Genomic DNA, 11,928 nt, shown 5'->3' on the forward strand with positions numbered 1-11,928 from the left:
TGTAAATTTGAAACCTGTCCAAGAAATTTTTGATAAAAAATCACAAGCACTGGCAGAGCGATCTATTGAAGGAATCTATCAACAGGGTATTGGGGACAGGATTAAAGCCACTTGAGCTTACCTGGAATGATCAGCCGTAAAGTATTTGTATCCGCTCTTTATTTTCCTGATTTATAACAGTTTACCTACTTTATTAATCTTTCCTACTATAACTATACATTTTGATCCGCATATCTCCTAAAAACAAAATACATATCAGCTCATATTGTAAACATGGGCCGTATTTTTTATTTATTTTGTCTGCAATTTCTTTTGAATGGGTTGTACCAGTAAAAGGTTTTCTACCTGCAAAACGTGGTTTACAGTTATTGATCCATCTGTTCGTTCTTCAACAAAAAAAGCTGGATTCTTTACGGATCAATAACACAGATACTTATGAAAAACGTATTCGTATTCGTGGTACTAGTCAGTATGACGGGCTGCTTTAAGCCTATGGTGTACCTGCAGCATAAGAATCACTATCCCGTTGACGTATTTTATGAAGATCAACGACCTGAACGACCATTTGATCCGCTACAGGATCTGGAATTGAAAGGAGAAGTACCGCTGACTCAGCGGCAATCGGAGAATCAACGGATGCTCAGTCGGGGAAATGACGTGCAGCAGAAAGAACTAATGCTGGCACGGTTGACAATGCAGGCGAAAAAGATTGGTGCAGACGCACTGGTAGCCGTTCGATATACGTACTACACATCGACAACCGACAACGGCTATGTAATGACTGGCCTTGCCGTGAAATATAAAAAAGAAAATTAACTACTTAACTTCTTCGTAGTCAACGTATTCACCACCCGTATAGCGAGAGCCCGAGTCTTTTCCAGGTCGGGGTTCTACCCGAATTTCGCCCTCCCGGCGACCACCCCGGCCGTTGCCCTGTTGTTTCTGTTGCTTCACTAACTGCCGGCCGACCAGCAGATAAAAGACAAATCGGCGCACGGGCGGTACGAACAGAATAACAAGGGTGATGATGAAGAGATATTTAAACAGCATGTCCGAGTATTGTTAATAGTAAAATAACGCTGGGGCGGGTCGTTTAGTTTTTTGTTACGCTGAACGGCTTTTATTCAGGTTAATCGGTCGAGACGTGTTTACCTGGATAATAGCCGTTCAGCTATGAACCAACTACTGTCCATACAAGGCTTTTCCGGCCGCTTCATACTTATCACCCGCCGACCATTGTGGCCGCATTGGCCGATCGGCAATCAAACGGGCCGCATAAGCAAACGCCTGACAAAATTTCTGAACGTAGTTAAAATCGAGCGATTCGGGGTTATCGATAGCCTGATGATAATATTTCCCAATGGCTTCGTCGAAGGCTTTAAAGCCAGCCGAAAAAGTAGGTGCCGGAATTCCTTTGGCAGCAAAATTAACATTGTCTGATCGATCAAATAAGCCCTGCTCGGGAGCTGGTTCAGCAAATACACCCAGACCGAATGTTTTCGCGGCTGTTTCAATTTCGTTTTTCGCGCCGGTTCGTTCCAGCCCAATTACCGAAACAATCGTGGTATCATTATAGCCGGCGCCATCGGTATTAAGATCGAAAATTGTTTGTTTGAGCGGTACCAATGGATGTTCGGCGTAGTAGCGGCTTCCAAGCAGACCAACTTCTTCGCCTGTTAGTGCAAGCACCAGAATCGACCGTTTCGGGCGTTGCTGCGAAAGTGTTTTGGCTGCTTCCAGGATAGAGACTGTTCCGAATGCATTATCCCTTGCTCCATTAAAAATGCTATCGCTGGGCTGGTAAGCACTGCCGCCCTGTTTGCCAACACCTACATGGTCAAAATGGGCCGACAAGATGACGTATTCGCTTTTAAGCTTGGGATCAGTGCCTTCGATAATGCCAGCCACATTAGCTGATGACACCGACGTTCGCGGTCGACCCGAGGTTCGAAACATAACCGTTTGACCGGCCTCTTTTAATTGCTTGTATTGGTTATTGGCGTTATTAACCCATACATGTGCCAGGGGAGTACTTCCGCTCTCTCCCACTGGAATAGAAACCTGCTCGCGGCTGAAATACTGGTTCACAAAACCCCAGGGAATGGATTCACTGTAGAGTTCGATTAGCGCAGCAGCTCCTTTACTGGTAGCCAGTTTACGCTTTTCGGCCGAAGCCCGAAAAATTTCGCCCGGTCCTTTTGCATCAGGAGACCCGCCCTGTGCTACTAAAATACGCCCTTTTACATCGCGTCCTTTGTAGCCATCCTCACCATCGGTAAGGCCATAGCCAACATAAACAACCTCACCCGATACATTGGTCGGGCCGCCCGCCATAACGACCAGCTCTTTGCCCAGCCGGAGCGTATCTTTACCCATGATCAAGGTAGCACTACTGGCAGCCTTCACTTTTTCCAGGCCAATTTGCTGAAAATAATCGGTTTGGCCGGGAGGAGTTTTTAAACCTAATTGTCGGAATTGCTCAGCGATGTAACGGGCTGCTACCTGATTACCAGGCTCACCTGTTCGGCGCCCCATCAATTCATCGGAAGCCAGAAAGCGGGTATGGCTCTCAACCTCAGCCCGTGAAATAGTGAATTCAGGCAGTTTAGCTGCTAACGGGGCCTTAGAGCGCAAAGCTGTTTGTTTTGCAGATCCGGTCTGGGCCTGCAATGATCCGGTAGTTAATACCAGACCGGCCACTATAGCTACAAGAGAAGATGTTTGCATGGTGATTGGGTTTACCGGTAAAATTACGAAAAACCCCAACGGCTTTGCAGGATTCCCTACCTCTCGGCGATTTTCAGTAATTTCGTTTTTCGAACCCGCACCGGATTTTTAATAATCCAGCAGATTTGGACTCGTAAATTGCGTTATGCCTGTTCTTCCTCTTTCACTTGTCAACTCATCCACTGCTTCATCCGAAAAGACGTATTTGCGAATGGCCATTGGCCTGTTAGTGCTTTATGTTTTTCCGTATGTCTGGCTCGGCGAAGGTGCTCATTTAACTATTCACGATAATCTGGATAGCGATTTTCTGTATCTGTATCTTCTGAAGATTACTGGCACGGCCTTCAATTTCGACCTAAATACAGTTATTCCGAACGCGATGAGTGGCGGGAATTTCACGGGTATTCCCCGTTCGGCTTTCCGTACGGGCCTGAATCTTGAAGTGCTCTCGTTCTGGCTATTTCCGCCTTATACGGCACAGGTCCTCAATTTTACCGCCGTACACGGTATTGGTTTTTGGGGCATGTACCTGTTGCTGAAGAAACATATTTTACCCGCTCATCAGTGGGCTTTCACACGAGTCGCTATCGCCTTTTTGTTCGCAGTAGTACCTTGCTACACCGTGCATGGTGCATCGGTCAGCGGGCAACCACTACTCCTGTTCGCCTTTCTGAACCTGCTGACGCAAACAAGCCGCTGGACCGATTGGCTGATCATTGTTCTCTTTCCGTTTTACTCCTTTTTTGTCTGGGCTGGCTTATTTATCTGCATAGCCTTGGGCGTAATTGGGCTGATAAGCCAGTTCCGCCATCGAATGGTCAACTGGCCGTTCCTGCTCGGGCTGGCTTTACTGTCGATGGTATATTTGGCCAGTGAGTGGGAGCTGATTTATGCGTTTCTCAATCAGACCTACGTTTCTGAACGGGTTGAGTTCGATTATGCGCAACTCCGCTCCATGAAAATTCTGGATAGCCTTCGCCGAAGTGCCGATTTGTTTGTCTGGCCTATGTTCAATACGGGCGCCTTTCTAACGCTGGGCATTGTAGCGGTAAGCGGTTTAGCGGCATGGCGAGCCTTTCAGCGGCATAATCGTCGAACCGTTTGGTGGCTCGTGAGTTTGCTGATCATCGCTGGTGTCTTCTGCCTGATTCATGGCTTTTATCATTACCTCATCGTATGGCTCGGCGATGGTTCACTGGGAATGAAATTCCGGGTTTTTCAGTTCGATCGTTTCTATTTCCTGCTTCCTACGTTGTGGTTTTGCCTGCTGGCTTTATCCCTCCAGCAATTCAGGGCAAATGGGCGCTGGAATCGTCTGGTTCTGGCTGGCCAGCTCTTGCTGATGATCGTGGCCAACAAAGAATGGTGCCTTAATGTCGGCAAGCTGGCTGGGTTTGTCACAGAAGCGCAGCATCCATCCTTCCGGGCCTTTTTCGCGGAAAAACAATTCGCCCAAATTCGCGACTACATCCATCGACCGCAGGCCGACTACCGGGTAATCTGCCTCGGCATGCATCCATCGGTTGCACAGTTCAATGGGTTTTATACGCTGGATAGTTACCAGAATAATTATCCTCTTCCTTACAAACACGCTTTTCGGAAGATCATTGCGGCTGAACTGGCCAAAGGTACCCGCCAAATGCGGGTTTATTATGATGCGTATGCCTGCCGTGTTTACCTCTACACGGCTGAACTAGGCATGAACTATCTGTTCGGCAAAACCCAAACCGAGTCGGTTAGTCATCTCCAGATTGATACTGATGCGTTGAAAGCTCTTGATGGTGAATACGTCGTATCGGCGGTACCGATCCTCAACGCAGCTCAAAATCGACTACGTCTGGAAAAAGTATTTGATGAGCCGGAAAGCTACTGGCGAATATGGTTGTATCGGGTTCAATAGGGCGGTATAGGGTTCGTTTTTTGCCTGTCCCAGGCACTTCGTCTGTTGGTTTACCGCTTGTAATGCTGACGGGCAAATCGCATGAACGTATCGGCCAGCCCTTCGCTAACGCCCTGTAACTGAATCGAATAAAACTCCCTGTGAATAGCAAGACCCTGTACATCAAGCACTTTTAGGATGCCCGCGCGTACTTTGTCCTGCACGGCAAAAATCGACACGAAAGCCATACACCGCGAGCTACCCAGATACGACTTGATACTCTCGGTGCTGCCCAGTTGCATTTCGATGGTTAGATCAGTAAGCCGAAGCCCCACGCCCCTGAGCGCGTGTTCGATGACTTCCAGCGAACCCGATCCCCGTTCCCGCAACAGGATAGGAACCGTTCTTAATTCGTCGAGTGTAATCTCATCGCGGTTGGCCAGCGGGTGGTCGGCCCGGCAGACGAGTACCAGTTCATCTTTCACAAAGGGCGTGTATCGAATATCACTATGATGCGTTCGTCCTTCCACCAAACCCAGTTCAATATCATTGTGGAGTAACTGTTGTTCCACTTGTTCGGTATTACCGCTCAGGAGCGAAATGGTGATGTCGGCCGAATGCTCGTGAAAACGAGCCAGCACGGGTGGAATGACGTATTGGGCAACGGTTGTGCTGGCCCCAAGCCGAAGCGTTCCACCCGGCTGACCTTTGAGTCCGTTCATGTCGAATTCCAGCTGGCGATAGGTGGCCACAATGGTTTCGGCATGACGAAGCAGCAAACTCCCGGCTGCCGTTAAGCTAATCTGATTACCCCTCCGATCGAATAGAGCCGTACCAAAATGGTGTTCTAACTCCTGAATATGTTTCGTTACAGCGGGCTGCGTCACGTACAGTTCGGCAGCCGCTTTGGTAAAGCTAAGCCGTTTGGCAACCGTATAGAAGACGTTCAGGCGAAAATCGAGCATGGCCAATGTTACGGACGAATGATAGCCCAACCCTCCTGTTCGCGGATGATGAGTTCGCCGTTGGCCGTTGGTACATAGCTAATGATGGGAAACAATTCATCGCGGCTGATTTTCCGAATCCGCATGGTGTTTTCGCACATAGCCATAATGACTCCCTGTTTTTGCAGGCTTGTGACTTCTTTCTCAAAATACGGCTTGTCTTTTCGGTATGTAGCTACCGCTCCGCCGTATACTACAAGTTCGACCTCTAATTTACCTTTCAGGCGTGGGTCGTTCAGCGCATTTTGAATATTGGCCAATGCATGCCGGATAACGGCGGTATCGGCGGTATTGAGCTGGTAAACAGCACGATATCGGTCTTTTGTTGGTTGAGCTCCATGGAACACACCGGTTTCGTTTGTTTGAGCCATAGCTGGAGCTAAAGCACTCAGGAAAGCCAGCATGAACAGATAAGTCAATTTCATCATGATATTAGTTTTTGATTTTGAGTAAACAGCATATTTGCTGGGAGCCGGATCCTGGTCTGGTTCCCAGCAAATGCGTTGGTAAAGCTACTTCACTTTTCGCGCATCGGCAATCGGCAGAAAGGGACCAAATTTGTGTTGCCGTTCACTGAATGAGTCTGCATACGGACCAAATGGGAAATCAACGGGCTTGCTGGCTACCTTGGGCCAGTCGCTACTCTGATCTTTATGTGGCCGGGGCATAGCATTAATGAAAGCCGCTACATCCCAGGCTTCTTCGTCGCTTAGCTGCGGACTGGCATACGTGGAACCAAAAGGCATATTGTTTTTGACATAACCCGCAAAGTTCGACAATCGGTATAACCCGGCGCCGTCGTTATAGCTATGCGGGCCCCACATCGGCGGATACACATACTCTGAAGCACCGGCCACTTTAATACCTTCACCTTTTACACCGTGGCAGACCTGACATTTAGCCACATAGACCACACGACCTTTTGTTGAATCGGCCTCCCGATCCAGATAGGCCAACTTAGCCAGCCCCACTCCATCGGGTCGCTGCCCCCTGGGAACGTCGGAACCCAGCCATTGGATGTAAGCCACAATAGCCTTCATCTCACGGCTCGTGCTATCAGGGGCTCTGCCGCCCAGACTACGCTCAAAACAATCGGATACCCGCTTCACAATAGATTCGACGGCACCCGAGCGATCACGAAATTTCGGGTAAGTTGAAAAGACAGCCGAATAGTTGTTTCCCAGCACTTTTGTTCCAGCTTCAAGATGGCAATTCTGGCAATTCATGCCATTGGAGAGATGCTTGACCGATCCGCTCGGCCCTAAATATTTCGCCGTATGGGCAATCAACTCGCGACCATACCGGATCTGCTTTCCCAGATCACCCGCTGGAATCCGACTATCAGCTGGTGGACGCCAATAGTCGGGTGGTGTCAGCGCCAGCAGAGCTATAACCAAAACAACCAGACCAGTGAGCCCATAAACCCCTTTTCGGGTAATTATCGAACGAATGTCAACAACGTTATTTTTCATGGTCTATGGCAAATCTACAGTTACCAGATTATCGTCAGATACGCGGTCGATCAGCTTGTTATAAGGGTCGATACCTGCTTTGACTGGTTTTCCCTTCACAGTCACTTCGATAACGTGTTCGCCCGGTGTCAAACTACGTTTTTGCATAAACAAAGGTACTTTCATTGTCAGACCATCTTTGTTCTTGCTGTCGTCGGTTAGAACGGCGACATCGACAATGACCGGACCTTTGCCCTTCGAAAGTTCTTTACCCGCTTTGTCGTAATATTCCGTTGCCGAACGAACATACAACTTCACACGGTATTGCCCATTTCCTAAAGGCTTTGCTTCAGCTTTGGTGATGCGGTTGTCATAGAGGGTCAGTTTCTCGAAACTATCGGTCAGCCAGGTCTTCAGCGAATCGGGTGTGGCCGATTTGAGAAAGCCATACCATTCCAGCGAGGTAGTAAACGGCGCTTTCTGCCGGAAACGAGCCGCTTTCATGTAGTCGTTCATGGCTTTATTGACCCGATCTTCGCCAATATAATCCTGCAAGGCATACATCAGCATCGAGCCTTTGTTATACCAGATATACGAACGGGTGTCGTTGTCGAGCATATTCGCTTCGAACTTGTCTTCATTGGATCGACCCCGCAGGTATTGATCAAGACTATACTTCAAAAATTTCGGCATGGCATCGGCTCCATACCGCTCTTTTAGCACCATCAGGGCCGAATATTCGGCCATTGTTTCGGAAATCTGATTGGAACCGCGAGTCCGGCTGGGCATAACCTGGTGTCCCCACCACTGGTGCGCCACTTCGTGAGCCGTTACATAATAGGCATAATCGGTCTTGTTCGGATCGCGAAAATCGCCAACCCAACCAAATTCTTCCGAATAAGGCACGGTTGTCGGAAACGACTGCGCAAATGAAGCATACCGTGGGAACTCCAGCACCCGCAAAACCGGATAGGGATATGGAGCGTAGTTTTTTGTGTAGTAACTCAGGGATGCTTTCATGCTGGCGATGAAGCGATCCAGGTTGCGGTCGTGACCCGGATGGTGGTAGACTTCCAGAGCCACCGTTTGTCCATCGGCCCCTTTCCACGTATCGCGTTTGATCCCATATTTCGCCGAGCACATACTAAAGAAATAGTCCGAAAAACCGGGTAGTTTGTAGTTAAAATACGTTCGTGGTTTCCCGTCCGGGCCAGCTGACGTCCAGGTTTTCAATAACCGACCGGGCATAATAGCGGTTTGATCGGGCGTGGTCGAGATGGTTCCTTCGAAAGTGACCCAGTCCGCATCATCGGTAAACAGGAAATCACGCAGACCGCGCGGATCGTTTTGAGCAGGCACTGTCCATTGTTTAATGGGCAATCCATATTTCTTCCGGTATTTGTCGCTTGTCAGCTCAAATCCCTCATTGTAGCCAAAGCCAGGAAAGATACTCACATTGAAGAATGTGCCGTTGGCGAGAACATCGCGGCTATCGCCACTGTTGCTGAAACCAACGTATTGTCCCGTCACAGCCATGTCCATCCGGGCTGTATCGCCGGGGTTCAGGCGCTTCGGCAAACGATAAATATAATAACCTAACTTACTATCATTCAGCACCAAGGCAGGAGCTTTACCATCGACCAGCAGTTTGGTTAACTGCCGGTGAAAGTTATCGGCCGGAAGAGTCAGGTGCAGTGAGTCGATTGATTGGTCGCCTTTATTAACCATCACAAACGCCCCCGAAGCAACCGCTCTGAATTCATCCGGAAATACATCAACATTGACTTTTGCACCGGTGATTTTCGGTTGCAGCACATCAAGGTATTTGTGGTATGTTTTCTCAAATGTAGCCTGTTGCTCGCGTTGCTCATCGGCCGATAAATAGCGGTTTTTAACGCTGACATTGGTGTATATCCACGCACCCATACTCACAAACGCGAGCAAAAGAAGAGCAAACATCGTTATCGAAATCCGGCCCATTCGTTGCCGGGCCAGTTGCCAGCGCGATTTAAGACTCGTATCGGCTCCCCGGTTCCAGAACCACAGGGCAACGACTAAAAGTACACCTCCGAAGGCATACCAATACAGCCGGAATGAAGCTAGTGCGGTCAGGTAATGGCCAAAACCGTTCATGTCTGAGATTTGAACGGTGCCGCCTGAAAAGGGAATTGCCAACCGGTAGTTGAACTCGGCAAACTGTGGCACAGCCCAGATCACGACATACACGGCTAATGTCACGATATGGCCCACAAACTTCTGGTTGACCATTGTATGGACAAAAAACGCCAGCATCACCAACTGAAAATACTGCGTGAAAGCAACGCCGTACACATCCCGAAAATAGAGCGGCAGTTCGTAGTTGAAGTACCCTTTAACCGTCTGATTGAGCACGCCTGACACGATGATAAGGGTACAGAGCAGCAAGCAAACGTAAATCATCGACAGGAGCTTAGACCCGTAGTTCATCCAGTCGGGTACGGGCAGCGCGTCAGCAATTGTATCGTAATGAACCACCTTATCCCGATGAACGACTTCGCCGGTATAGAAAATCAGGACGATCAGTACAAAGAAGAAAAAGGTGCCATTTCGTGCTTCGAGCATTGCGTAAGTCGTTGGCAGCGACGAGGTACCGAATATTTGTGCGCCAAACCAGCCATCTAAAAAGAGAAACAAAACGGCACCGATTAGAATGGCAATGAAATAGGGGTCCCGAACAATATTGCCAAACTCCAACCAGGCTTGCCGAAACATCTGCCTGATGTAAGCTCCGGTTTGAAAAACAGGCTTTGGCGTGGGCAAACTTGCCAGCGATGGCACGACCTCGTCTTCTTCACTGGCTTTTCCTTTTTTGCGTAACGACGCCCGACGTGACGACGCCCGACCCAGCTTTACGGCCAGAAAGCGCGAAAAGCTAAACCGCACTATCGTCAGGATAAACACCAGCAGTGCCACACCTGCCCAAATAAGTCGGTTGGTTAGCAGATCGCCTTCCAGTTGCACCAAAAGCGCGTTCTGCTCTACCGGCGACCAGTATTTAGTAGCGGCATCGTAGGCGTATGATCCGAATGGATCAAGTAGATTGACAAGGTGTTTATTCTCCAGGTCCTGCGACAGCGTAGACCCTAACAGGTAACCGATAAACAGAAGAATACTACCGGCGTAGGTCGTGAATATCTGCCGGGAAAAAGCTACTAACCCAAAGAAGACACTGCCGACCAGAAACATATTCGGGACGACGAACAGCATGAATGGATACGCATAATCACGAAACCGGATAGGTCCGAAACGTTCGGTATTGTCTGCCAGATTAAAGACAGGTCCTAACAACGAACCAATAACAATGCCCAGCATACCGACAGCCATTATGCCCAATAAGACAACGAATGAGCCCAAAAAACGGCCCAGCAAATAGCCCCGCTCGGTAATTGGAAAGCTGAAAAAGTAGTTTTTCGTATTGTGCTCGATGTCTCGGTAGACTGGCACGCCCATGATCGCCGATGCGATCAGCATCCCGAAAATGGTCAATACAACTACAAACTGGCTGATGGCATACGGTGAGTTGACATTCGTTTTCTCCGATGCCGGGCCACTACCATAAATGACAAAGAGAAACGTAAACAGAAACAGAATAAGCGCGTATAGGTAAGTGGCGGGTCGTTTTAACCGGTAGGCTAGTTCGAAGCGGAAGATTTCGGTAAACATGGCTAGTCTATAAGTAGTAGAAACGAGTAATAGGAGTAGGGAGAATCAGTTATCGTTTAGCTTCAACGGTATTATAGTAAGCCGTCAATAGCCGGGCCACTTCGTCAAGATTATTCTGAAGTGGTTCTGTATTCGCATAGTCAAGATCTTGAGATAGCTACGACTAAACCGTAACTACATCCATCTTTTCTGTAATCTTGGCGAAATAGACATCTTCTAAATCCGGAGCAACCGGCTCAAAATCAGCCAGCGGCAGGTCACTATAAGCGTGAAGACGGGTCTTACCGCCTTTGAGCTGGGTTGAAATCACCCGGTGGGATTGCCGGTAGGAATCGATTTCAGTTTTTTCAACAAATTTCTGCCAGATTTTCCCCTTCAGATCAGCCACTAAATCATTAGGATCGCCGGTAGCAACGACTTCGCCGAGGCATATGATTGCCATATCGGAGCAAAGGTTCGTTACATCCTCAACGATGTGAGTGGATAGAATGACAATTGTGTTTTCGCCAATTTCAGACAGCAGGTTATGAAAACGATTCCGCTCGGCGGGGTCAAGCCCAGCGGTAGGCTCATCGACAATAATGAGTCGTGGGCTCCCGATCAATGCCTGCGCAATGCCAAAACGCTGCTTCATCCCGCCCGAATAAGTGCCCAGATTCTTCTTGCGAACCTGGTATAAATTCACCTTCTGCAAAAGCCCTTCAACAATCTCTTTCCGTTCACGACCGTTGGCAATTCCTTTGAGCGAAGCGATGTGATCGAGCATTGCTTCGGCCGTTACGCGTGGATAAACGCCAAATTCCTGCGGCAGGTATCCCAACACCCGGCGCACAGCATCTTTCTGGGTCAAAACATCCAGATCTTCGGTCAGGCCCGTAAGTCGTACACTACCACTGTCGGCTTCCTGTAGCGTTGCAATCGTCCGCATCAGTGAGGATTTACCCGCACCGTTTGGGCCAAGTAAGCCAAACATGCCCTGCGAAATAGTCAGCGAGACGTTTTTTAACGCCCGAACACCGTTAGCATATGTTTTTGATAGACCTTGAATTTCGAGTTGCATACTGAAAGGGAATGAAGATTTGGCATTACAGAACTAAAAACGAATATCCTAAATGTACCTGAAAACACTAGCCAAACTTTTTCAGACGGTAGTTATTGAGTCCGA

At 48.6% G+C, this 11,928-nt stretch carries 9 protein-coding genes; 2 read left to right on the top strand and 7 right to left on the bottom strand.

All coding sequences use genetic code 11. From position 1 onward, the window contains the following. Positions 1-435: 435 nt before the first annotated feature. Positions 436-816 (top strand): YbjQ family protein, encoded by a 381-nt coding sequence (locus G8759_RS34515; RefSeq protein ID WP_167218210.1) that lies wholly within the window; start codon positions 436-438, stop codon positions 814-816. On the opposite strand, the gene G8759_RS34520 is transcribed toward G8759_RS34515, so the two are convergent. Together G8759_RS34520 and G8759_RS34525 are read right to left on the bottom strand one after the other, a co-directional pair. Further along, entirely contained in the window at positions 817-1,050 is a 234-nt protein-coding gene (locus G8759_RS34520; protein ID WP_167218212.1) for a DUF4834 domain-containing protein, read from the bottom strand. It lies immediately after the preceding gene. 132 nt (positions 1,051-1,182) lie between these two features. Next, a complete protein-coding gene (locus tag G8759_RS34525) occupies positions 1,183-2,727 on the bottom strand; it encodes a M28 family peptidase (RefSeq protein WP_167218214.1) in 1,545 nt (514 codons plus the stop codon). Positions 2,728-2,872: 145 nt separating this feature from the next. On the opposite strand from G8759_RS34525, the gene G8759_RS34530 reads away from it, so the two are divergent. Further along, a complete protein-coding gene (locus G8759_RS34530) occupies positions 2,873-4,627 on the top strand; it encodes a DUF6044 family protein (RefSeq protein WP_232074064.1) in 1,755 nt (584 codons plus the stop codon). Positions 4,628-4,677: 50 nt separating this feature from the next. Here G8759_RS34530 and G8759_RS34535 read toward each other — a convergent pair whose 3' ends face one another. The 5 genes from G8759_RS34535 to G8759_RS34555 form a co-directional block, all read right to left on the bottom strand. Then, on the bottom strand, positions 4,678-5,571 hold the full coding sequence (locus G8759_RS34535; RefSeq protein WP_162384671.1) for a LysR family transcriptional regulator: 894 nt from the start codon (positions 5,569-5,571) through the stop codon (positions 4,678-4,680). An 8-nt stretch (positions 5,572-5,579) separates the two neighbouring features. After that, complete coding sequence (locus G8759_RS34540; RefSeq protein ID WP_167218216.1) at positions 5,580-6,038, bottom strand: DsrE family protein; 459 nt, start codon at positions 6,036-6,038, stop codon at positions 5,580-5,582. Positions 6,039-6,122: 84 nt separating this feature from the next. Continuing rightward, positions 6,123-7,082, bottom strand: coding sequence for a c-type cytochrome (locus G8759_RS34545; RefSeq protein WP_167218218.1), 960 nt, complete (start codon positions 7,080-7,082; stop codon positions 6,123-6,125). 3 nt (positions 7,083-7,085) lie between these two features. Then, positions 7,086-10,763, bottom strand: coding sequence for an ABC transporter permease/M1 family aminopeptidase (locus G8759_RS34550; protein ID WP_167218220.1), 3,678 nt, complete (start codon positions 10,761-10,763; stop codon positions 7,086-7,088). Between the two features lie 163 nt (positions 10,764-10,926). Then, positions 10,927-11,823 (bottom strand): ABC transporter ATP-binding protein, encoded by an 897-nt coding sequence (locus G8759_RS34555; protein ID WP_167218222.1) that lies wholly within the window; start codon positions 11,821-11,823, stop codon positions 10,927-10,929. Positions 11,824-11,928: the final 105 nt, after the last annotated feature.

This window comes from Spirosoma aureum, assembly GCF_011604685.1.
Lineage (GTDB): Bacteria > Bacteroidota > Bacteroidia > Cytophagales > Spirosomataceae > Spirosoma > Spirosoma aureum.

Bases quoted from the DNA above. Each gene is read 5' to 3' on its own strand.
- G8759_RS34525 (WP_167218214.1), bottom strand. From the start codon at position 2,727: ATGCAAACATCTTCTCTTGTAGCTATAGTGGCCGGTCTGGTATTAACT.
- G8759_RS34515 (WP_167218210.1), top strand. From the start codon at position 436: ATGAAAAACGTATTCGTATTCGTGGTACTAGTCAGTATGACGGGCTGC.
- G8759_RS34555 (WP_167218222.1), bottom strand. From the start codon at position 11,823: ATGCAACTCGAAATTCAAGGTCTATCAAAAACATATGCTAACGGTGTT.
- G8759_RS34545 (WP_167218218.1), bottom strand. From the start codon at position 7,082: ATGAAAAATAACGTTGTTGACATTCGTTCGATAATTACCCGAAAAGGG.
- G8759_RS34535 (WP_162384671.1), bottom strand. From the start codon at position 5,571: ATGCTCGATTTTCGCCTGAACGTCTTCTATACGGTTGCCAAACGGCTT.
- G8759_RS34540 (WP_167218216.1), bottom strand. From the start codon at position 6,038: ATGATGAAATTGACTTATCTGTTCATGCTGGCTTTCCTGAGTGCTTTA.
- G8759_RS34520 (WP_167218212.1), bottom strand. From the start codon at position 1,050: ATGCTGTTTAAATATCTCTTCATCATCACCCTTGTTATTCTGTTCGTA.
- G8759_RS34530 (WP_232074064.1), top strand. From the start codon at position 2,873: ATGCCTGTTCTTCCTCTTTCACTTGTCAACTCATCCACTGCTTCATCC.
- G8759_RS34550 (WP_167218220.1), bottom strand. From the start codon at position 10,763: ATGTTTACCGAAATCTTCCGCTTCGAACTAGCCTACCGGTTAAAACGA.